A 20,305-nucleotide genomic window follows, 5' to 3' on the forward strand; every position below is an offset into this window, starting at 1 on the left:
AGGGATAAAACAAAGGGCAGATGACTCTGCCCTTCTAATTTAGAATGCTAAGTAAAGCAGGGCAAAGACAGGGAAAGCAGCCGTTAAGCTATCAATTCGGTCAAGGATTCCTCCATGACCCGGAATCAAGTTACTGCTGTCTTTGATACCAGAGACTCGCTTAAACATACTTTCAACGAGATCACCCAGCACAGAGATCACCACTGTTATAAGTGTAATCACGATCATCTGAATTGGACTGGTAAATTGAATATCAAACAGGCCAGCAAAAATCCAAGCAACGATGACAGCTGTGATAATGCCGCCAATCAGACCTTCGATGGTTTTATTTGGGCTTACGGCCGGCGCCATTTTGCGTTTACCAAAACTCTTGCCAGCAAAGTAAGCACCGCTGTCTGCTGCCCATACCAATAGGCAAACAAACATCACCAGCTTAGCGCCATGATAAGGGTCTTGATCAATACCGTTCGCTCGTAGAATCACCACACTCCAAAAAAACGGTAGCAGTGTCAAAATACCGAAACAATGTCTCAGTAGAGTAGAATCTTGCCAAGAAGACGTTGATTTGGGGTAACTAACAGCAAGAGCACTCGCGATTACCCACCATACAGAGCCAATTGCTAAAACAGCAAAGTGCGCTGTTGATAAGTGATTTAGGCTGAATGCGTCAAACGGAATAAGAAAAAAACTCGCCGCACTGATAGCAACCGTCGGCACCAAGGCTAAGTAGCGAGATTTACTCTCTACAAATTGAGTCCATTCCCAGTAACCTAAAAGGGTAATCACGGCCAGTGATAGGATGAATGTTGCTAGTGATAACTCAAAAATGCCAAGAATAACCAGAGGAGCTAAGATCAGCGCAGTTATAATTCGTTGTTTCAAACTAAAAAATCCTTATTAGCTGTCCATCATTGCTTTGATTTGCTCGCCAGTACAGCCAAATCGACGCTCTCGATTGACAAACCATGTCACCGCCTCAACTAAGCTATCTTCGTTGAAATCAGGCCAGTACTGTTCAGTGAAATACATTTCTGCGTAAGCAAGTTGCCACAGCATGAAGTTGCTGATTCGACATTCACCACTAGTGCGAATAAGCAGATCGACTTCTGGAATATCAGACATTGTGAGATGTGAAGTGATCAAAGGCTCATCGATGTCATCGACATTGAGCTCACCCTCTTTAACTTGAGCTGCAATCGATTTAACCGCTTGTTGAATATCCCATTTACCGCCGTAGTTCGCGGCAATGTTAACCACCATACCGGTGTTATTACTGGTCAAAGCTTCCGCTTCTTCGATTTTCTTTTGTAGTCGCTCATTGAAACGACTTTTATCACCAATAACACGCAGTTGTAGATTATTTTTATGGAGCTTTTTGACTTCGCTCGCTAGAACCGTGATAAACAGCTCCATCAGAACACCCACTTCCTCTTCTGGGCGACGCCAGTTCTCGCTACTAAACGCGAAGAGAGTCACAGCTTTAATGCCGAGTCTTGCAGAAGATGAGATGGTTTTGCGAACCGCTTGTACGCCGTTTTTATGACCAAAGACACGAGGCTTGCCCTGAGCTTTAGCCCAGCGGCCATTGCCATCCATGATGATTGCAATGTGTTTTGGGAGAGAGTCTGTGAACGCTTGAGAATTATGCATAAAAGAGTGAATCAAATTCTAATAGTCGGACAGAGTAGCATAAAAAAACGCTGAACGGTGAGAACAGCGTTTTTCCAACAGAGAAGAATGTGGAAAATTAAACTTCCATCAACTCTTTTTCTTTAGTTGCGAGTACTTCATCTACGTTCTTAACCGCAGCGTCAGTTAGCTTTTGAATTTCGTCTTGTGCTTTGCGATCTTCGTCTTCAGAGATTTCTTTGTCTTTAAGAAGCGCTTTTAGGTCGCTGTTTGCGTCACGACGGATGTTACGGATAGCAACACGGCCACCTTCAGCTTCGCCACGAACGATCTTAACTAGGTCTTTACGACGCTCTTCCGTTAGCGGTGGAAGTGGAACACGGATAACCGTACCCGCAGACATAGGGTTTAGACCTAGGTCAGAAGTCATGATCGCTTTTTCAACTAGTGGCGTTAGTGTTTTATCAAACACTGTGATTGCTAGAGTACGAGCATCTTCAGCGATAACGTTAGCAACTTGAGTCAGAGGTGTTGGTGCACCATAGTACTCTACAGAAATACCAGACAGTAGGCTTGGGTGTGCACGACCTGTACGGATTTTTTGAAGGCTATTTCTTAGTGCTTCAACACTTTTTTCCATGCGCTCTTGAGCGTCTTTTTTGATTTCGTTAATCACAATTTCACCTTGATTATGTTCTTTCTTCAAGAAAGCTTTTAGGAGTGATGAAAATAAACTCGCCAAGGCAATACCTTGGCGAGAGGGTCATTATTCAGTTTCGCTGATTAATGTACCTTCAGTCTCACCCATCACCACGCGACGTAGTGCGCCTGGCTTGTTCATGTTAAATACGCGGATTGGCATCTTGTGATCACGTGCTAGCGTAAATGCAGCCAAGTCCATTACTTTTAGCTCTTTCTCAAGAACTGTGTTGTAAGACAAAGTATCATACAGCTCTGCGTCTGGGTTTGCTACTGGGTCAGCGGTAAATACACCATCTACTTTAGTTGCTTTTAGCACAACATCCGCTTCAATCTCGATACCACGTAGACATGCAGCAGAATCTGTAGTGAAGAATGGGTTACCTGTACCCGCAGAGAAGATCACAACACGCCCCTGACGAAGTTGAGAAATCGCATCAGCCCAGTTGTAGTCGTCACACACACCTTTAAGAGGGATTGCAGACATTACACGTGCGTTTACGTAAGCACGGTGTAGAGCGTCACGCATAGCAAGGCCGTTCATTACTGTTGCTAGCATACCCATGTGGTCACCCACAACGCGGTTCATACCTGCTTCAGCAAGACCTGCGCCACGGAAAAGGTTACCGCCACCAATTACAACACCTACTTGAACACCTAGTTCAACCAATTCTTTTACTTCTTGAGCCATACGATCAAGGATCGTTGGGTCAATACCAAAACCTTCTTCGCCTTGTAGCGCTTCACCGCTAAGTTTTAACAGAATACGTTGATACGCTGGTTTAGGGTTCGTAGTCATGGAGTTTACCTTCCAAAGAGTTGATGATTAACAGTCATGAATAGACAAAAATGTGTTGAGATTCTTATCCATTCATCACGGTTAATTTTCCATGCGCTATTCATAAAAAGACCGTAGCATGGGCCACGGTCTTTTTTCGAACAATACGCTAAGGATTAACCTTTTTGTACCGCTGCAACTTCGTCAGCGAAGCTCATTTCAGCAGCTTTCTCGATACCTTCACCAACTTCTAGACGTACGAAGTTAGATACTGCAGCGCCTTTCTCTTTAAGGATTTCGCCAACAGTTTTCTTAGGTTCCATGATGAAAGCTTGACCTGTTAGAGAGATTTCGCCCGTGAATTTCTTCATACGGCCGATAACCATTTTCTCAGCGATCTCTTGAGGCTTGCCTTCGTTCATAGCGATTTCAACTTGAACAGCTTTCTCTTTAGCTACTACGTCTGCAGGTACGTCTTCTGGGTTAACGAACTCAGGACGAGATGCAGCAACGTGCATTGCAACGTGCTTAAGAGTTTCAGCTTCGCCTTCACCAGCTACAACAACACCGATTTTCTCACCGTGACGGTAAGAAGCAAGTGCAGCACCTTGTACGTATGCTACGCGACGGATGTTGATGTTTTCGCCGATTTTTGCAACTAGAGCAACGCGAGTTTCTTCGAACTTAGCTTGTAGCTCTTCTACAGAAGCTTGAGTAGCTACTGCGTCAGCTGCTACTTCTTCTGCGAATGCAGTGAAGCTAGCATCTTTTGCTACGAAGTCAGTTTGACAGTTAACTTCAAGAAGAGCAGCTACGCCGTTCTCTTCTTTGATGATGATTGCGCCTTCAGCAGCAACGTTACCAGCTTTCTTAGCTGCTTTCGCTGCGCCAGATTTACGCATGTTTTCAATTGCTAGTTCGATGTCAGCGTTTGCTTCTACAAGCGCTTTCTTACATTCCATCATGCCAGCGCCAGTGCGCTCGCGAAGTTCTTTAACTAGAGCAGCAGTTACAGTTGCCATTCTCTATTCCTCGGTTGATTCGAAAATAAGGTAAAAATCAGGGGCCAAAATGAGGCCCCCGATCTAACTATAACTTAGCTTACATTTAATAAAGATTTCAAAATCTAGATTAGTAAGCCAAGCGTGATTCAGAGCCGCTATTATTCAGCTTCTACAAAACCATCTTTTTCAGCAGCTACAGCAGCAACATCTTTGTTACGACCTTCTTTAACCGCATCTGCAGCAGCGTTTAGGTAAAGCTGTACTGCACGGATTGCATCGTCGTTACCTGGGATAACGAAGTCAACGCCGTCTGGGTTAGAGTTAGTATCAACTACAGCGTAAACTGGGATACCTAGGTTGTTTGCTTCTTTAACTGCGATGTGTTCGTGATCAGCATCGATTACGAATAGAGCGTCTGGTAGGCCGCCCATGTTCTTGATACCACCAAGAGACTTCTCTAGCTTCTCCATTTCACGAGTGCGCATTAGAGCTTCTTTCTTAGTTAGCTTGTCGAAAGTACCGTCTTGAGCTTGAGCTTCTAGGTCTTTTAGACGCTTGATAGACTGACGAACAGTTTTGTAGTTCGTTAGCATACCGCCTAACCAGCGGTTGTTAACGTAGAACTGGTTGCTGTTTACAGCAGCTTCTTTAACAGCTTCAGATGCAGCGCGCTTAGTACCAACAAAAAGAACTTTACCTTTCTTCTCGCCAACTTTAGCTAGTTCAGCTAGAGCGTCGTTGAACATTGGTACAGTTTTTTCTAGGTTGATGATATGAACCTTGTTACGAGCACCAAAGATGAATGGCTTCATTTTTGGGTTCCAGTAACGAGTTTGGTGACCGAAGTGAACACCAGCTTTTAGCATATCGCGCATTGATACAGTTGCCATTTTAAAATCCTCTATGGGGTTAGGCCTCCACATCCCCCATGAATCCGACCCCTAACAACTAACGGCTTAAAGCAGCGGTTAATTTATGTTGTTGAAGCACCCCGGAACATGTGTCGGAATGTGTGTGATTTAAAGATATAGTAAGTGAACACAAAGGCTGTTTCGCCAAGAGGGAGAAAACAGTCCTGATGTCCGGCGCGCTTTATACCATATTTTGTCTATCTTTGGCTAGAAAAAATTCTGTTTTAAGGCTCAACAACAGCTACTGATAAAGTGCATTTTTACGTCGCTGTGATGGAATCATTTGTCGTCTTTCCACCAGCACTAAGAGTAACCACCCCTTTAGTATGGATATGGCAGTGTTGCGCTAAACTGCTGCACTGCTAGAATAGCCCCATACGCACACTTAGGTGCGACCTAATTAAGAGATATGCAATGGCTGTAAAAATTAAAACTGCTGAAGAAATCGAAAAAATGCGCGTCGCCGGTAAACTGGCTGCAGAAATCTTAGAGATGATCGAACCTCACATTCAAGTGGGTACGACAACGGAAGAGCTGAACCAGCTTTGCCACGAGTACGCTCTAGAGAAAGGCGCATATTCAGCTCCCCTTGATTACCATGGTTTCCCTAAGTCGATTTGTACTTCTATCAACCACATCGTTTGTCACGGTATCCCAGCAGAGCAAGACGAAGTGGGCAGCACTGGTCAGCACAAGCCAGCTGTACTTAAAGATGGTGACATCCTAAACGTAGACATCACGGTTATCATCCCTGATGACAAAGACGCAGACTTAAGCGTACGTCCTCAAGGTTACCACGGTGACACTTCTAAAATGTTCCTAGTTGGTGACGTATCACCTGCAAACAAACGTCTATGTATGGTTGCACAAGAAGCCCTATACGAAGGCATGCGCCAAGTTAAGCCAGGTGTTCAACTGGGTCAAATCGGTACTGCGATTGAGAAGTACATCAAGACCAACAACAAGAACAACCCTCGTGCTAAGTTCTCTATCGTAAAAGATTACTGTGGCCACGGCATCGGTTCTGAGTTCCACGAAGATCCACAAGTCGTACACTACAAAAACAATGACCGCACAGTACTGAAAGCGGGTATGTGTTTCACTATCGAGCCAATGATCAACGCAGGTAAGTTTGGCTGCCGTCTTGATGACGAAGACAGCTGGACTGTGTACACCGCAGACAGCAAAAACTCTGCGCAGTGGGAACACACGCTAGTTGTAACGGATACAGGTTGTGAAGTCCTAACCCTACGTAGCGATGACACCATTCCACGTATCATGAAGAACGCGTAGTCACCAGACTCTAGTAACCTTTGTTTATGAATATCCCCGCACTGTCGGGGATATTTTTTATCTGCCTATCCCAACCACTGCTTCGCAACCGTTTTCACAACCATTTCGATTTCTGCCTAACCTCTGGTAAATTATCTGTTAATCCTATTTTTGCTTGCACGGATAGCAGACTATGCCATACCAATGCCCTCTTACGTTCAAAGAAGAACAGATAGAAATCAGTGAACTCAAACAACAACTCGAACAGTTCACCGAGAATCAAAAAAACGAGTTTCTGAATCACCACCCAGTGACCGACCTTGTGCTCTCACGCTCTGAATACATGGATCGCCTACTCACCCGCTTATGGCAACACTTCGGTTTCAGCACACTACCTCACATCAGTCTTGTCGCGGTCGGCGGTTACGGTCGTGGTGAATTACACCCACTCTCAGACATCGATATTTTGGTGGTTTCTCAGAAAACCTTACCCCAAGCGCTTGGCGATAAAGTTAGTCAATTCATCACCCTACTGTGGGATTTGAGGCTTGAAGTCGGACACGCTGTTCGAACCGTGGCAGAGTGTTTGGATATTGGTAGTGCAGACTTAACCGTCGCCACCAACCTGCAAGAGTCTCGTTTACTATGCGGCAGTGAAGATACCTTCCAGCAACTGAAAATTAAAATCCATTCTGATTCATTCTGGCCAAGTGAGACCTTCTACAAAGCCAAGATCCAAGAACAAAAAGAACGCCACGCACGCTACCACGACACAACCTACAACCTAGAGCCGGATATCAAATCAACACCAGGCGGCCTGCGTGATATTCATACATTGAGCTGGGTAGCTCGTCGTCACTTTGGCGCCACCTCGCTGCTTGAAATGAGTAAATACGGCTTTCTGACTGATGCTGAATACCGCGAGCTGGTCGAGTGTCAGGATTTCTTATGGCGTGTACGTTTTGCCCTGCATATCGAATTGCGTCGCTACGACAACCGACTCACCTTTGCCCATCAAGCCCAAGTTGCTGAGCACCTAGGCTACTCTGGCGAAGGCAACCGCGGCGTTGAGATGATGATGAAGGAGTTCTACCGCACCCTGCGCCGTGTCGCTGAGCTCAATAAAATGCTACTCAAACTGTTTGACCAAGCGATCATCAATGGTGGCGAGACGCAAGAAGCGCAAATTCTGGATGACGACTTCCAAAGGCGTGGAGCATTGATTGAAGCGCGCAAGCCTGCCCTGTTCCAAGCTCGACCAGAAACGATTCTTGATATGTTTATCCATATCGCCAACGACTCCTCTATTGAGGGCGTGAGCCCACCGACACTGCGTCAGCTGCGTACTGCGCGTCGTAGACTTAATCGCTTCTTGCATACCATTCCAGAGGCGCGTGAGAAGTTTATGTCTCTGGTTCGTCACCCGAATGCTCTGCATAAGGCATTTAGCTTAATGCACAAACTTGGTGTTCTATCTGCGTACCTACCGCAATGGAGTCAGATTGTTGGTCAGATGCAGTTTGACCTATTCCATGTTTACACCGTGGATGAGCACAGTATTCGACTGCTCAAGCATATCAACCGCTTTAGCTACGCAACCAACCATGATAAGCACCCTATCTGTTGTGAGGTTTACCCACGTATTCAGAAAAAAGAGCTGTTGATTCTGGCAGCCATTTTCCATGATATCGGTAAAGGGCGCGGTGGTGATCACTCTGAGATCGGTGCCGTTGAGGCCTACTCTTTCTGTATTGAGCATGGCTTATCGAAGCCCGAAGCTAAGTTGGTTTCTTGGCTGGTTCAAAACCACCTACTGATGTCAGTAACGGCTCAACGTCGTGACATCTACGACCCAGATGTGATCACCGAATTTGCCAAGAAAGTTCGTGATGAAGAGTCACTAGAGTACCTTGTGTGCTTAACCGTCGCAGATATTTGTGCAACCAACCCAGAACTTTGGAACAGCTGGAAACGCACCCTATTGGCAGAGTTATTCCACTCAACCCAGCGCGCCCTGCGTCGTGGTTTGGAAAATCCGGTCGATGTGCGTGACCGCATTCGCCACAACCAACAAATGGCTTCTGCGCTGCTACGTAAAGAAGGGTTCACTGCTCGTGAAATTGAAGTGCTTTGGCAGCGCTTTAAAGCAGACTACTTCCTGCGCCATACCCATAAGCAAATCGCATGGCACTGTGAAAACTTACTCCGCCTCGAAGATCCAAGCCAACCGCTTGTTCTTATCAGTAAAAAGGCAACACGCGGCGGTACCGAAGTGTTTGTGTATTCAAAAGATCAGCCAGCCCTGTTTGCGACCGTGGTTGCTGAACTGGATAGACGAAACTTCAACGTTCACGATGCACAGGTCATGGTGAGTAAAGATGGCCATGTACTGGATACCTTTATGGTGCTTGACCAACATGGTGAAGCGATTGATGAAGCGAGACACAAAGCCGTCATCAAACATATTACCCATGTACTGGCTGATGGTCGTCCAACCAAGATACGCACTCGTCGCACACCGCGTAATTTGCAGCACTTTAAGGTGAAAACTTCCGTAGAGTTTTTACCAACCAAGAGTAAAAAGCGTACCTTAATGGAGCTAAGAGCGCTCGACACGCCAGGATTGTTGGCGCAAGTGGGTGCAACCTTTGCCGAGCTCAACATCAACTTACATGCAGCAAAAATTACCACCATAGGTGAACGTGCCGAAGACTTGTTTATCTTAACCAGTGATATTGGAGGGCGCTTAACCGAAGAGCAACAGCAAGCCCTACGTGAACGTCTTACTGAGCACGTATCAGAGCTCGCGCCATAGTTAGACCACCTCTAGCAGGTAGTTGAATATTCTGCTTTTAGTGTGGGCAAGGTCGAGAGAGCGATCTTGCCCACAACTTAGTATCAATTCATTCACCAGCGCTATCTAGCTCATGATTAGGCTGCTACATTAACCTATGTAATCCGTCTTCCATTCAGATACTAGAGGTCGCTTATGTATCCAAACCTCACTGGCTTAGGCATTCATGAACCTAAACAGATTGAACGTTACTCACTTCGTCAAGAAGCTCACAAAGACATCCTAAAGATCTACTTCCGCAAACAAAAAGGCGAGCTGTTCGCTAAAAGCGTCAAATTCAAATACCCACGCCAAGTAAAAAGTGTGTTGGTCAGCGGCGGTAACAACCAGTATAAGGAAGTTACTGAGATCAACCGCAATCTAACGCTAGTGATTGATGAGCTGAATAAGATCACCAAGCCATCACCAAGCAGTGACGTCGATGTGAAACAGAAGATACTGACCGACTTACGTCACCTAGAAAAAGTAGTTTCAAGCAAGATCGCAGAGATCGAAGCGGATCTAGAAAAACTGAAGTGATCCCTTTCTTAAGTTAATAAAAAGGGCTGATAGTCTTCCACTATCAGCCCTTTACTTTATTTTTTAGTCAGCGATTTACTTCTGCGCAACTAACTCAGTATCCCACTCAAACTGCCTAAACAGGTTCAGCCAAGTCTCATCTAAACTCGCTCTCATCACCACCTCTTGCTGAGTAAACGGGTGAATGAAGCGTAGCTCTGAAGCGTGCAACAGAAGACGGTGCGAATCGAGATTCTCTCTAAATAGTCGATTGTGCTTGCCGTCACCGTGTGAGGTGTCACCAACAATTGGGTGTCTTAGGTGCGCCATATGACGGCGAAGCTGATGTTTACGGCCCGTCTTTGGCAGCATCTCAACTAAGCAGTAGCGACTGGTTGGGAATCGTCCTGTTGAGTAAGGCACTTCTACCTTAGCTAACGGCTCATAAACCGTGACAGCCTCTTGAGCTTCTTTATCTTCCTTCGCAAACTTATCCGCAATCTTATCTAGCTCAACCTTAAGCGCGTAATTTAAGGTATCCCCCTCCTCTATCCAGCCACGAACAATCGCATGATAGGTTTTCTGCATCTCATGATTAGCAAACATTGGCATCACTTCCGATGCTACTTCACTTGATAGAGCAAACACCAATACGCCCGATGTTGGTCTGTCTAGACGATGCAAAGGGAAGACATGTTGACCGATCTGATCACGCAGTGTTTGCATCACAAACTGAGTTTCATGCTTATCGAGCCATGAACGGTGCACCAACATACCAGCAGGCTTATTCACCGCAACAAAGTACTCGTCTTGATAGATGATCTCTAACATTATGCACATACCTCATCGATCTGCTTTATCGTCACCAAAAGGTCACTCTTGGTCTCGTCGTTCTTCCACACTTCTGCAAAATAAGGGGCAATTGAAAATCCTTTTGGTAACGCAGCTCCTGTCGCGATCATCGCCTTGATTTTCGCAATGAATATCCACTGTAACCACTGCTCTGGTTCAAGAGTATCTATCGCAAACGGCTGTGAGCTCGCTAACGCTTCATCCGAAGGTGGTGTCTGGCTCCAGAGCTGAGCGTGTTGTAATTGCAGCTCCAACTGCTGAAGCAAAGAGAATAACTGTGTGGTTGCCGTCATTTTTCACCAAGTAATTTATCGCATGACCTTGAAATTGGGCCATAGAGTACCATCTATTGGGGAAAGAAAGTTAGGAGCTTATTACTGATGGAAACAATTCACACGCTCACCCAGCTGTTGAAAGATAGCGGCTGCCAATACGAAATCTACGATCTTGGCCGTCGAATTCAAAAAGTCGACAATGATCTTTTTGCCGATGTTGAACAAGGCATGCAGCCCTACCCGTTCCCATTACAGAAACAGGCTCACTTAGCGATCAGCTACTGGAATGAACAGAAACAACCTTGGATCTGGTTCTTGAAGTTTAAACTCGATGAGCGTGGTCTATTGAGCCAAGCAGATATCGGAAACTTCCTAAAGTTCGTTTTAGAGGCAATGGGTACACGTTTGAGCGGTGATATGAGTGAAGAGCAACAGCAAAAGCTCTCTAACAACCCATACACTTTTAAGCCATCAGAAGACAAAATGGCTGTGTTCCATAGTCAAGTTCGTGCGGAGCTTTCATTGCCGACTAGCCAGTACTATGAACACGCACAACACTACTTTACTGGTGATTTAGGCTGGGAAAACTGGCAGACCGTTGGCTTGCAAGGCATCACGGATATGTGCGCTCGCTTGGGTGACAAGCAAAACGGCGTCGCGATTCGTAAAGCGCTTCGCAAACTCCCTTCTGAGCCTCTCTATGCAACCCTTGGCGCTCTGGAGCACGCAACACTGAGCGATAAGCTAGCAGAACGAATTCAAGAGATGGCGGATGACCAAATCAAAAGCCAAGACCCAGACCTGTTCTTGCTGTCTGCTTTAGTTCGCTCTCTTTCTGGTGCCAATCAATCAATCACCAAAGAGGTAGCAAGCCGTGTATTAGCAAGCCCAAGACTGAGTCATCAAGAGGTCCTGATTGGCTTAGCAGGAAGAAGCTGGCACACACTGCAAGACGCGACCATTGCAGAACAGTTCCTATTACGCCTTGCACAAACGGGTAACCAAAACCTATTCAATCAACTGTTTGCGGACCTAGTGATGATCCCGAGCTTAAGAATGGTATTCTTACCACTGCTTAACTCAAACCCATCGCCAGAGCTTGCGAACGCTTTGATTAAGCTACAGCAAGCCGCAAAAGCGCAGTAAACCAATAGGTGAAAGATAAGATGAGGATAGATACAAAAGGACGTGTCGAAGAATGATAGATAATTTATTGGGGATTCTGTTTCTTTGTTTCTTTTGCTTTCTGTTTTGGCAGCAGCGCCGACAGTCAGAGCTCGCCAAAGCGGCGATAGCGAGAAAGTGCAAAGAACTCGATCTCCAGTTGCTGAGCGTGGCATTCAGTGGTCATAAGTTAAAGATGCGCCATGAGCTAACCACGATATGGCGTTGGCACACTGTGTATCAGTTCGAATTCTCTGCGCTGGGTGATGACTGTTATAAAGGCAGCCTTACCATGGTTGGCTTTCGTGCGATGCGCTTTGAGCTACAGCCTCATAGAATGTGATTTTTTTTTCACTAAGCTCCGAGTAACGATATTCGTGGTAGGGGCCAAACTCATCTTGTTTGGTCCCATAAAACTCAAAACCGAGCTTATCCAAAAGCTTAATTGATGGATTGTGGGTGACATTTACTGTCGCCACCACCTCAGTTAAGTCAGCTTCAAATCTCGCCATATTGAAGAACGGCTTGACCACCTCACTCGCAATACCTTGATTCCAAAAGCGCTTGTCGAGAATAAACCCCAGCTCGTACGTCCCCTCGCTATGAGAGATGAAGATATGCCCCATGTATTCACGAGTTTGGTTGTGAAGAATGGCACGAGCAAAGCCCTGCTCATCGGTGAGAATATGTTGAAACAGACGTTTTGCCGAAGAGACAGTATGAGGGCCATTCATCTCTGCACGGTTAATTGGGCAGCAATTAAGCTTGATAAAGTCGAGTTCTAGCTGCTCGGTATAAGGGACTATTAAAGTTCTTGCAGTCGCAATCGTCATATCACACTCCTTGTGCAGACAATATTTTGAAGAGAAATATTTGAAAAGAATAGATAAAGAAAAGCCCCGACACCGAAGTGTCAGGGCTAGGGTCTTACTCGCAGCAGTCCGGCTACTAATTAATGCTCCATGCATCATCCATAATAGTGGCTGTAATCCTTCAGCTCTTTCCTTTACTTCGCCGTCCTAGCGGTGTCCTATCATCCTGAAAGCTAACAATCCTCGTTAGCGCACATCACTTGTTCCGTGAGCGGTGTCCTTTACATCATCCTGATGTTGTTCCAAACCTTTATCCTAAAGGTGTCCATTGTCAATCCGTTGCAGTTAACATCCTATCAACTGTCGTATCCCTACAATGTCCTTGTGCTCCATGCTTGATCGCTCATCCTGAGTAACCAAATCTTCGTCCTGAAGATAACCAAATCCTTGGTGCTTTCCTGTTCCGTGTCAGACTCCTTCCGACAAGGTTTAATTTACGCGATTTAGGATTTCGGACAATAGATTTGCATCACACTTTGAGTTCAACCAAGTTGTTAACTATATAAAACAATTAAAATTCAACACCTTAACCATGTGCATATCAATTTCTCTAAAGAACTATTCGCGTTATCTCACAACGTTTGTAAGAGATCTCTCACAAGCGAATGTCGCTTTTAGGATTCGCTATCCACAGCTTGAGCGAGTAACATACAGAGAGATGACGTTATGGAGGTTAATATGCTAACGAAAGATGTCTCAGACGAGCTAAAAAGTGTCCTTGAAGGGCTACAGGCTCAAGGAAAAGAACCAACGGTTGCACTGGTAAAGGCACGCATGAGCACGCCGGTCCCAATGCCAGCACTCATTACCACCATCAAAAGCTGGAAGGCTGCCAACCGCGTCCCGAAAGTCGAAGTCGCAGCACCACAACAGAACACCACAGATAAGATGGCTCAGCTCGAACAGCAGATCATTGCACTCACCGAGCGCGTGACGCAACTCGAAGCCAAGCTAGCAGAGAAAGAATAGATGATGAAGATTTGGGTTGATGCCGATGCCTGTCCAAAGGTGATCCGAGAAACGATTGTTCGAGCAGCAGAACGTACTGGTGTTGAGTGTACCTTTATCGCCAACCACGTTGTCCCTGTACCCAAGCGCAATAACATCCACTCGATTCAAGTTCCGAGTGGTTTCGATATTGCTGACAATGAAATTGTAAAGCGTACAGAGAAGGGCGATTTGGTGATTACATCTGATATCCCACTCGCCGATGAAGTCATCACCAAAGGCGCGTTAGCATTGAGCTCTCGCGGTGAACTTTATACCAAAGAGACCATCAAGGCGCGCCTCAACATTCGCGACTTTATGGACACTATGCGCTCAAGCGGTGTGCAAACCGGTGGCCCTGCGTCACTGTCACAAACCGATCGCCGTGAGTTTGCTAACCACCTCGACCGCATTCTCGCTAAGCGCTAAATCACTCCTGCAATTAAATTAGCACTGCTCCGTTCTTATCTAATACGACAATAACGGAGTATTGCTTATGATGTCCCGCATCGCCCTTCCACTTACCTTGGCTATCACGGCCAGTTACCCCACTTTTGCCAGTGAAGAATATGGTATTGTAGGCGGGAGTCTTACCGTCGGTGAAAGCGTCTTTTCAACCAAGGACTCAACTCAAGTGGGTGCTACACCCAACCTTTTCTATTCAGGCCCTATCGGATTTGTTGACGGCAGCTTAGCCAATTGGCAGGTCTTACCCTATGTTGGTCTTTCTGGTCAGTGGCGCTTCGCCGAAGTGTCCGATACCTTTACCGACTTACCTAATGGTATTGATGACAGAGACGGGAGCGGCGAACTCGGTATAACACTGGGTACGGTTGGTGCGCGCGTGACTTTTCTGCACGATGTGACCTCCGAGCATGACGGCTATGAGATTCAGCTGCACTTAGGGCGCACACTCAATACTTGGGACTCAGCATTTACCCTCACCCCGTATTTTGAAGTCGACTATCGCGATGAAAAGCTTTCAAACCACCTCTATGGCGTAAGCGCAGCAGAATCAACGGCATCGGGTTTAGCCGCCTTTAACGCAGATGGCACTTTTGTTTACGAGGCAGGGTTAATAGGGCTGTATGAGTTTAGCCCTCATTGGATTGGCATCAGCAAGGCCGAGTTTATCCACCATGATACCGATAGTCCGCTGATTCAGAGAGATCTCGGTTGGTCGCTTGAGGTCGGTTTAACCTACCGTTTCGCAGGTCTGTAGTTTCTTAATGTCTCGTTTTTTGAATATGGGTACATTGTTTATCGCTTTTGGCTTTATGCAGACGATAAAAAAGCCTGCACACGGTGCAGGCTTTCGATGTAATCATTAACTAATGACTAGACTCTATGGCGTGTAGTACGTTTCAGCACCTGGACCAACTGGTAGACCAAATACGAATACCCACACGTAGAACATTAAGCTCCAACCAACGATGAATACGATTGAGTATGGAAGCATAGTTGCGATCAGAGTACCAATACCTAGGTTCTTCATGTAACGCGTTGCTACTGCAAGGATAAGACCGAAGTAGCTCATCATTGGAGTAATGATGTTCGTTGTTGAATCACCGATACGGTAAGCCGCTTGAATCGTTTCTGGTGCGTAACCAACCAGCATTAGCATCGGAACGAAGATAGGTGCTGTTACTGCCCACTGAGCAGAAGCCGAACCAATCATTAGGTTGATGAAGCCACACATTAAGATGAATGCGAAGAACAGCATTGGACCTGTTAGACCGATGTCTTGTAGGAAGCTTGCACCCGCTACCGCGAATACTTGACCGAAGTTAGTCCACTTGAAGAACGCAACAAACTGAGCTGCGAAGAATACAAGTACGATGTACATGCCCATAGAAGACATAGACTTAGACATTGCATCGATAACGTCGCGGTCAGTTTTCATTGTGCCGGTAACTTTACCGTAAACGAAACCAGGAACTGCGAAGAATACGAAGATGAACGCTACGATACTTTTCAGGAATGGAGAACCAGAAACCGTACCAGCGGCAGAACGTAGAACACCGTCTTCAGGAACAATAGTCCAAGCAAGAAGAGCTGATACTGCTAGAACTGCGATACCTGCTAGCTTAAGACCTTTCTTCTCAACGTCTGTCAGCTTACCCATTGAATCGTTTGATAGATCTTCAGACGCTTCTTCGTCGTTGTACTTACCTAGTTTTGGCTCAACAATCTTCTCTGTTACGAATGCACCCGTAATTGCGATGAAGAAAGTAGACACAAACATGAAGTACCAGTTTGACTCAGGACCAACAGTGTAAGTCGGGTCAATCATTTGTGCTGCTGTTTCTGTGATACCAGAAAGCAGTGGGTCAACCGTACCAATTAGAAGGTTTGCAGAGTAACCACCAGATACACCCGCGAATGCAGCCGCTAGACCAGCAAGTGGGTGACGACCTAGAGAGTGGAATAGCATTGCTGCTAGTGGGATAAGTACCACATAACCAAGCTCAGAAGCAGTATTAGAGATAATACCTGCGAATACCACTGTCACAGTAACCATGCGCTTTGATGCGCCCATTACCATGCCACGCATTGCAGCAGAAAGAAGGCCAGAGTGTTCTGCAATAGCAACACCTAACATTGCTACTAGTACAGTACCAAGTGGCGCAAAGCCAACAAAGTTTTTAACGAGGTTCGTTACGATAAGTTGTAAGCCTTCCGCATTAAGTAGGCTGACAACGTGGATCATACCATCAGCGGCACGACCTGGGGCACCTTCTGGACGAGGGTCCATAACAGACACTTCGAAGTAACCTGCGATACCTGAAGTAACTAAGATTGCGACACAGAAGATTGCGAAAAGAGTGATCGGGTGGGGTAATAGGTTCCCCAAATACTCAACGCCATCGAGAAAGCGGGTGAAAATAGGTTTCTTTGGCGAGTTGTTTTTAATTGAAGCTGATGAACTCATCAGTTCCCTCCTTGTAGTTATTCCTGTGCAAATGTGACAAAAATGTTCAAATTGCAGGCGCAGAGTACTCGACAAAACAGTCAATTAGAAATGCAAAATGTTACAAAGTGTGTAACAAATCATATTAATTAACGTTATTTGAACAAAAAGTTAGCAAATAACACCAATTAAAATACAAATAACAGATTTATAATTCATATAAATCCATTCATTCTGTTTATACGTCGTACTATAACTACTTGATTCAACTGCGACTAAAATTACTCCGTACGATAAAAATAAAAGAAAAACTAATAAATGGGTCACCGGAGAAAGAGATCACCCACTATTGTTGAAAAGTGTGACTCAATCCCCGATTGTTACATGCTATTCACATGCCATTGACGCCTATTTTTGCACCATTTACTTTTGTACTGCTTTAAACCTTGGGTTGGTTTTGCAGATCACATAAAGGCGGCCTCTTCGCTTAACGATTTGACAATCTGGGTGACGATTCTTGGCGCTTTTTAGAGATTTAACGACCTTCATCTACTTATCCCCTTTGCTGAATTGACCAAAACGACGTGTAAAGTTCGCCACACGGCCTTCTTTATGAATCACACGTTGTTTACCTGTATAGAAAGGATGGGACTTCGACGAAACTTCAATCGTAAAGTATGGATAAGTATTGCCATCTTCCCACTCGATGGTGCGGTCCGTTTGCAGGGTAGAACCAATTAAGAAATACTCATCAACACTCGTGTCATGGAAAACTACTGTGCGGTATTCAGGGTGGATGTTCGGTTTCATTTTAATACTCTCAAAAAATACAAGTTGATACGTTATAACATTGCAAATGATAATCATTATCAAAAGAAACACAAGCTGTTTTATGATATTTTTACGACAAATCGAAAGTTGAGAATGCCACGCCATGTACACCATCGAGCCAATTGGCTTTATTGAATCACCCTATAAAGAGAAGTTTGCCGTACCTAGACAGCCAAGGTTAGTGCCTTCCTCTCGTTCACGGGTCAAACTCTCTGGAACGGCAAACTGCTTGGAGTCGGTGCGCGGCATCGAACAGTTCAGCCATGTCTGGTTATTGTTTCTTTTTGATCAAAACTTACAAGCCGGCTGGAAGCCAACGGTACGCCCTCCTCGTCTAGGCGGTAATGATCGTATTGGTGTGTTTGCTTCTAGAGCGACTTTTAGACCTAACGGCATTGGCATGTCCGCTGTCGAACTCAAAGGCGTGATTCAAGAGAAAGGTCAAACCTACCTTGAACTAGGTAGTGTTGATCTGGTTGATGGTACACCGATTGTCGATATCAAACCTTACATCCCCTACTCGGATTCAATACCCGATGCCGCTGGTGGCTTTGCGGCAGAAGAGCCTGCAAAACTTGAGGTGAATTTCTCACAGCAGGCACAGCAAAAGCTAAGTCAACACCCGGAAGGTAGGCACATTATTGCGGTAATAAAAGAGGTGCTTGCCCAAGACCCACGCCCTGCTTATAAGAAAGGCAAGCCGGATTCGAAGGAATATGCAGTAAATTTGTTCGATCTGAACGTGAAATTCGTCGTTGAAGCACTTTTCATCAATGTAACTGACATTGAACGCTTTTGAGATCCCAAATAGGCTGATATTATATACGGCTAAATCGGATTTACTGTGGCAGTGGCTGCGGTGAATTTTCTTTAATTTATGATGAAACGGATACCATAGAATGCGTACCAGTAACTATCTTCTTTCTACTCTGAAAGAGACTCCAAACGACGCAGAAGTTATCAGCCACCAGCTGATGCTACGTGCAGGTATGATCCGTAAGCTAGCTTCAGGTTTATACACTTGGCTACCTACCGGTCTACGTGTACTGCGTAAAGTCGAAAACATCGTTCGCCAAGAGATCGATAATGCAGGTGCAGTTGAGACTTTAATGCCCGTAGTGCAGCCGTTTGAACTATGGGAAGAGACTGGTCGTAGCGAAAAAATGGGCCCAGAACTACTGCGCTTTACTGACCGCCATTCTCGTCCGTTTGTTCTTAGCCCAACAGCTGAAGAAGTAATCACGAGCCTAGTTCGTAACGAAGTTAACTCGTACAAACAGCTGCCGCTAAACCTATACCAAATTCAAACGAAATTCCGTGATGAGCGTCGTCCACGTTTCGGCGTAATGCGTGCACGCGAATTCTCTATGATGGATGCATACAGCTTCGACATCGACAAAGCGGGTCTAGAGAAATCTTACCAAGCAATGCACGATGCTTACTGTAAAGCCTTCGATCGCATGGGGCTTGAGTACCGTCCAGTACTAGCAGACTCAGGCGCTATCGGTGGTAGCGGCTCTCAAGAGTTCCACGTACTTGCTGAAAGCGGTGAAGACCTAATCGCATTCTCTACAGAGTCTGATTACGCAGCAAACATCGAGAAAGCTGAAGCACTTGCTCCAACTAAAGAAGCGGCAGCACCAACTCAAGAGATGGAACTGGTTGATACGCCAAACGCGAAAACTATCGCTGAATTGGTAGAACAACACGGTCTAGCTATCGAGAAGACAGTTAAGACTCTATTCGTTAAAGCTTCTGACGAAGTCGACGCTGATATCATCGCGCTTATCGTTCGTGGTGACCATGAGCTAAACGAAGTGAAAGCAGAAAACCTTCCACAAGTTGCTTCTCCACTGGAGATGGCTTCTGAAGAAGAGATTCGTGCACTGATCGGTGCTGGTCCAGGTTCACTAGGCCCTGTAGGTCTTGAACTACCATTCATCGTTGACCGCTCTGTTGCTGTAATGAGCGACTTCGGCGCGGGTGCAAACGTAGATGGTAAGCACTACTTCGGTATCAACTGGGGTCGTGACGTTGAGCTTGCTCAAGTAGAAGATCTACGTAACGTAATCGAAGGCGACCTAAGCCCATGTGGTCAAGGTACACTTCAACTTAAACGTGGTATCGAAGTGGGTCACATCTTCCAACTGGGTAACGTTTACTCAGAAGCGATGAACTGTGGCGTGCTTGGTCCAGACGGTAAGAACGTAATCCTAGAGATGGGTTGTTACGGTATCGGTGTTTCACGTGTTGTTGCTTCAGCAATCGAACAGAACCACGATAAATACGGTATCATCTGGCCAGACGCACTAGCACCTTTCCAAGTGGCTATCGTTCCTATGAACATGCACAAGTCTGAAGAAGTGAAAGCAGCAGCTGAGAAGCTATACGCTGAACTAACAGCAATGGGTATCGAAGTACTATTCGATGACCGTAAAGAGCGTCCAGGCGTAATGTTCTCTGACATCGAGCTAATTGGTATCCCTCACACTATCGTGATTGGCGACCGCTCAATGAAAGAAGGCAACTTCGAATACAAGAACCGTCGCGAAGGCACTAAAGAAGCAATCGCAATGGATTCAATCGTTGAGCACGTAACTGCTCAGTTTGCTAAGTAAGCAGACCGTCATCGATTGAAGCGACACTCGATTGAACCTATATTCGATTAAAACTCTAAAAGGCTGCCACATGGCGGCCTTTTTTATACCCCTCGTCTTCCCCCCTCTCTCTTAAGCTGAATGTAAATCATTGTAAGTTAATCCTCTGTT

General features: G+C 45.7%; 22 protein-coding genes. 10 read left to right on the forward strand and 12 right to left on the reverse strand.

Going from position 1 to position 20,305, the window contains the following annotated elements:
• Nucleotides 1-39: 39 nt before the first annotated feature.
• The 6 genes from KI655_RS14935 to rpsB all read right to left on the reverse strand — a co-directional run bounded on the left by KI655_RS14935 (nt 40) and on the right by rpsB (nt 5,000).
• Nucleotides 40-882, reverse strand: coding sequence for a phosphatidate cytidylyltransferase (locus KI655_RS14935; RefSeq protein WP_285406566.1), 843 nt, complete (start codon nt 880-882; stop codon nt 40-42).
• Between the two features lie 15 nt (nt 883-897).
• Entirely contained in the window at nt 898-1,650 is a 753-nt protein-coding gene (locus KI655_RS14940; protein WP_285406569.1) for an isoprenyl transferase, read from the reverse strand.
• A 97-nt stretch (nt 1,651-1,747) separates the two neighbouring features.
• Entirely contained in the window at nt 1,748-2,305 is a 558-nt protein-coding gene (gene frr / locus KI655_RS14945; RefSeq protein WP_032551765.1) for a ribosome recycling factor, read from the reverse strand.
• Nucleotides 2,306-2,395: 90 nt separating this feature from the next.
• Nucleotides 2,396-3,127 (reverse strand): UMP kinase, encoded by a 732-nt coding sequence (gene pyrH / locus KI655_RS14950; RefSeq protein ID WP_032551701.1) that lies wholly within the window; start codon nt 3,125-3,127, stop codon nt 2,396-2,398.
• Between the two features lie 155 nt (nt 3,128-3,282).
• Nucleotides 3,283-4,128 (reverse strand): translation elongation factor Ts, encoded by an 846-nt coding sequence (gene tsf / locus KI655_RS14955; RefSeq protein WP_004738584.1) that lies wholly within the window; start codon nt 4,126-4,128, stop codon nt 3,283-3,285.
• Nucleotides 4,129-4,268: 140 nt separating this feature from the next.
• Nucleotides 4,269-5,000 (reverse strand): 30S ribosomal protein S2, encoded by a 732-nt coding sequence (rpsB, locus tag KI655_RS14960; protein ID WP_032551700.1) that lies wholly within the window; start codon nt 4,998-5,000, stop codon nt 4,269-4,271.
• 435 nt (nt 5,001-5,435) lie between these two features.
• Here rpsB and map point away from each other — a divergent pair, with 435 nt between their 5' ends.
• The 3 genes from map to KI655_RS14975 all read left to right on the forward strand — a co-directional run bounded on the left by map (nt 5,436) and on the right by KI655_RS14975 (nt 9,666).
• Entirely contained in the window at nt 5,436-6,314 is an 879-nt protein-coding gene (map, locus tag KI655_RS14965) for a type I methionyl aminopeptidase (protein ID WP_285406581.1), read from the forward strand.
• Nucleotides 6,315-6,486: 172 nt separating this feature from the next.
• On the forward strand, nt 6,487-9,108 hold the full coding sequence (gene glnD, locus KI655_RS14970) for a bifunctional uridylyltransferase/uridylyl-removing protein GlnD (protein ID WP_285406583.1): 2,622 nt from the start codon (nt 6,487-6,489) through the stop codon (nt 9,106-9,108).
• A gap of 174 nt (nt 9,109-9,282) precedes the next feature.
• Nucleotides 9,283-9,666 carry a DUF3461 family protein gene (locus KI655_RS14975; protein WP_032551697.1) on the forward strand — a complete coding sequence of 128 codons (384 nt, stop codon included), beginning with the start codon at nt 9,283-9,285 and terminating at the stop codon, nt 9,664-9,666.
• Nucleotides 9,667-9,741: 75 nt separating this feature from the next.
• On the opposite strand, the gene truC is transcribed toward KI655_RS14975, so the two are convergent.
• Nucleotides 9,742-10,485 carry a tRNA pseudouridine(65) synthase TruC gene (gene truC / locus KI655_RS14980; RefSeq protein WP_285406587.1) on the reverse strand — a complete coding sequence of 248 codons (744 nt, stop codon included), beginning with the start codon at nt 10,483-10,485 and terminating at the stop codon, nt 9,742-9,744.
• On the reverse strand, nt 10,476-10,790 hold the full coding sequence (locus tag KI655_RS14985; RefSeq protein WP_285406589.1) for a YqcC family protein: 315 nt from the start codon (nt 10,788-10,790) through the stop codon (nt 10,476-10,478). The genes truC and KI655_RS14985 overlap by 10 nt, the downstream gene beginning before the upstream one ends.
• An 87-nt stretch (nt 10,791-10,877) precedes the next feature.
• Between KI655_RS14985 and KI655_RS14990 the strand changes: the two genes are divergently transcribed.
• Both KI655_RS14990 and KI655_RS14995 read left to right on the forward strand, forming a co-directional pair.
• Complete coding sequence (locus KI655_RS14990) at nt 10,878-11,918, forward strand: DUF3549 family protein (RefSeq protein ID WP_285406592.1); 1,041 nt, start codon at nt 10,878-10,880, stop codon at nt 11,916-11,918.
• A 52-nt stretch (nt 11,919-11,970) separates the two neighbouring features.
• A complete protein-coding gene (locus KI655_RS14995; protein ID WP_150869133.1) occupies nt 11,971-12,279 on the forward strand; it encodes a DUF3301 domain-containing protein in 309 nt (102 codons plus the stop codon).
• On the opposite strand, the gene KI655_RS15000 is transcribed toward KI655_RS14995, so the two are convergent.
• Nucleotides 12,224-12,769, reverse strand: a complete 546-nt coding sequence (locus KI655_RS15000; RefSeq protein WP_285406595.1) for a GNAT family N-acetyltransferase — start codon at nt 12,767-12,769, stop codon at nt 12,224-12,226. The genes KI655_RS14995 and KI655_RS15000 overlap by 56 nt on opposite strands.
• Nucleotides 12,770-13,486: 717 nt before the next feature.
• Between KI655_RS15000 and KI655_RS15005 the strand changes: the two genes are divergently transcribed.
• From KI655_RS15005 to KI655_RS15015, 3 genes are all read left to right on the forward strand, one after another.
• Nucleotides 13,487-13,777 (forward strand): hypothetical protein, encoded by a 291-nt coding sequence (locus tag KI655_RS15005; RefSeq protein ID WP_285406597.1) that lies wholly within the window; start codon nt 13,487-13,489, stop codon nt 13,775-13,777.
• Between the two features lie 3 nt (nt 13,778-13,780).
• On the forward strand, nt 13,781-14,224 hold the full coding sequence (locus tag KI655_RS15010; protein WP_285406871.1) for a YaiI/YqxD family protein: 444 nt from the start codon (nt 13,781-13,783) through the stop codon (nt 14,222-14,224).
• Nucleotides 14,225-14,291: 67 nt separating this feature from the next.
• A complete protein-coding gene (locus KI655_RS15015) occupies nt 14,292-15,017 on the forward strand; it encodes a MipA/OmpV family protein (RefSeq protein WP_285406599.1) in 726 nt (241 codons plus the stop codon).
• A gap of 123 nt (nt 15,018-15,140) precedes the next feature.
• Here the strand turns inward: KI655_RS15015 and KI655_RS15020 are convergent, their stop codons facing one another.
• The 3 genes from KI655_RS15020 to KI655_RS15030 form a co-directional block, all read right to left on the reverse strand.
• Complete coding sequence (locus KI655_RS15020) at nt 15,141-16,727, reverse strand: AbgT family transporter (RefSeq protein WP_285406601.1); 1,587 nt, start codon at nt 16,725-16,727, stop codon at nt 15,141-15,143.
• Between the two features lie 402 nt (nt 16,728-17,129).
• On the reverse strand, nt 17,130-17,255 hold the full coding sequence (gene ykgO / locus KI655_RS15025) for a type B 50S ribosomal protein L36 (protein WP_004744821.1): 126 nt from the start codon (nt 17,253-17,255) through the stop codon (nt 17,130-17,132).
• Nucleotides 17,256-17,516, reverse strand: coding sequence for a type B 50S ribosomal protein L31 (locus tag KI655_RS15030; protein WP_285406604.1), 261 nt, complete (start codon nt 17,514-17,516; stop codon nt 17,256-17,258). It abuts the gene before it with no gap.
• Between the two features lie 124 nt (nt 17,517-17,640).
• Between KI655_RS15030 and tsaA the strand changes: the two genes are divergently transcribed.
• Complete coding sequence (gene tsaA / locus KI655_RS15035; protein ID WP_285406606.1) at nt 17,641-18,336, forward strand: tRNA (N6-threonylcarbamoyladenosine(37)-N6)-methyltransferase TrmO; 696 nt, start codon at nt 17,641-17,643, stop codon at nt 18,334-18,336.
• A 100-nt stretch (nt 18,337-18,436) separates the two neighbouring features.
• Nucleotides 18,437-20,155 carry a proline--tRNA ligase gene (locus KI655_RS15040; RefSeq protein WP_285406609.1) on the forward strand — a complete coding sequence of 573 codons (1,719 nt, stop codon included), beginning with the start codon at nt 18,437-18,439 and terminating at the stop codon, nt 20,153-20,155.
• Nucleotides 20,156-20,305: the final 150 nt, after the last annotated feature.

It is taken from the genome of Vibrio sp. D404a, from assembly GCF_030248535.1.
GTDB lineage: Bacteria > Pseudomonadota > Gammaproteobacteria > Enterobacterales > Vibrionaceae > Vibrio.

Bases quoted from the DNA above. Each gene is read 5' to 3' on its own strand.
- KI655_RS14940 (WP_285406569.1), bottom strand. From the start codon at position 1,650: ATGCATAATTCTCAAGCGTTCACAGACTCTCTCCCAAAACACATTGCA.
- pyrH (WP_032551701.1), bottom strand. From the start codon at position 3,127: ATGACTACGAACCCTAAACCAGCGTATCAACGTATTCTGTTAAAACTT.
- tsf (WP_004738584.1), bottom strand. From the start codon at position 4,128: ATGGCAACTGTAACTGCTGCTCTAGTTAAAGAACTTCGCGAGCGCACT.
- rpsB (WP_032551700.1), bottom strand. From the start codon at position 5,000: ATGGCAACTGTATCAATGCGCGATATGCTAAAAGCTGGTGTTCACTTC.
- map (WP_285406581.1), top strand. From the start codon at position 5,436: ATGGCTGTAAAAATTAAAACTGCTGAAGAAATCGAAAAAATGCGCGTC.
- glnD (WP_285406583.1), top strand. From the start codon at position 6,487: ATGCCATACCAATGCCCTCTTACGTTCAAAGAAGAACAGATAGAAATC.
- KI655_RS14975 (WP_032551697.1), top strand. From the start codon at position 9,283: ATGTATCCAAACCTCACTGGCTTAGGCATTCATGAACCTAAACAGATT.
- truC (WP_285406587.1), bottom strand. From the start codon at position 10,485: ATGTGCATAATGTTAGAGATCATCTATCAAGACGAGTACTTTGTTGCG.
- KI655_RS14985 (WP_285406589.1), bottom strand. From the start codon at position 10,790: ATGACGGCAACCACACAGTTATTCTCTTTGCTTCAGCAGTTGGAGCTG.
- KI655_RS14990 (WP_285406592.1), top strand. From the start codon at position 10,878: ATGGAAACAATTCACACGCTCACCCAGCTGTTGAAAGATAGCGGCTGC.
- KI655_RS14995 (WP_150869133.1), top strand. From the start codon at position 11,971: ATGATAGATAATTTATTGGGGATTCTGTTTCTTTGTTTCTTTTGCTTT.
- KI655_RS15000 (WP_285406595.1), bottom strand. From the start codon at position 12,769: ATGACGATTGCGACTGCAAGAACTTTAATAGTCCCTTATACCGAGCAG.
- KI655_RS15005 (WP_285406597.1), top strand. From the start codon at position 13,487: ATGCTAACGAAAGATGTCTCAGACGAGCTAAAAAGTGTCCTTGAAGGG.
- KI655_RS15010 (WP_285406871.1), top strand. From the start codon at position 13,781: ATGAAGATTTGGGTTGATGCCGATGCCTGTCCAAAGGTGATCCGAGAA.
- KI655_RS15015 (WP_285406599.1), top strand. From the start codon at position 14,292: ATGATGTCCCGCATCGCCCTTCCACTTACCTTGGCTATCACGGCCAGT.
- KI655_RS15020 (WP_285406601.1), bottom strand. From the start codon at position 16,727: ATGAGTTCATCAGCTTCAATTAAAAACAACTCGCCAAAGAAACCTATT.
- ykgO (WP_004744821.1), bottom strand. From the start codon at position 17,255: ATGAAGGTCGTTAAATCTCTAAAAAGCGCCAAGAATCGTCACCCAGAT.
- KI655_RS15030 (WP_285406604.1), bottom strand. From the start codon at position 17,516: ATGAAACCGAACATCCACCCTGAATACCGCACAGTAGTTTTCCATGAC.
- tsaA (WP_285406606.1), top strand. From the start codon at position 17,641: ATGTACACCATCGAGCCAATTGGCTTTATTGAATCACCCTATAAAGAG.
- KI655_RS15040 (WP_285406609.1), top strand. From the start codon at position 18,437: ATGCGTACCAGTAACTATCTTCTTTCTACTCTGAAAGAGACTCCAAAC.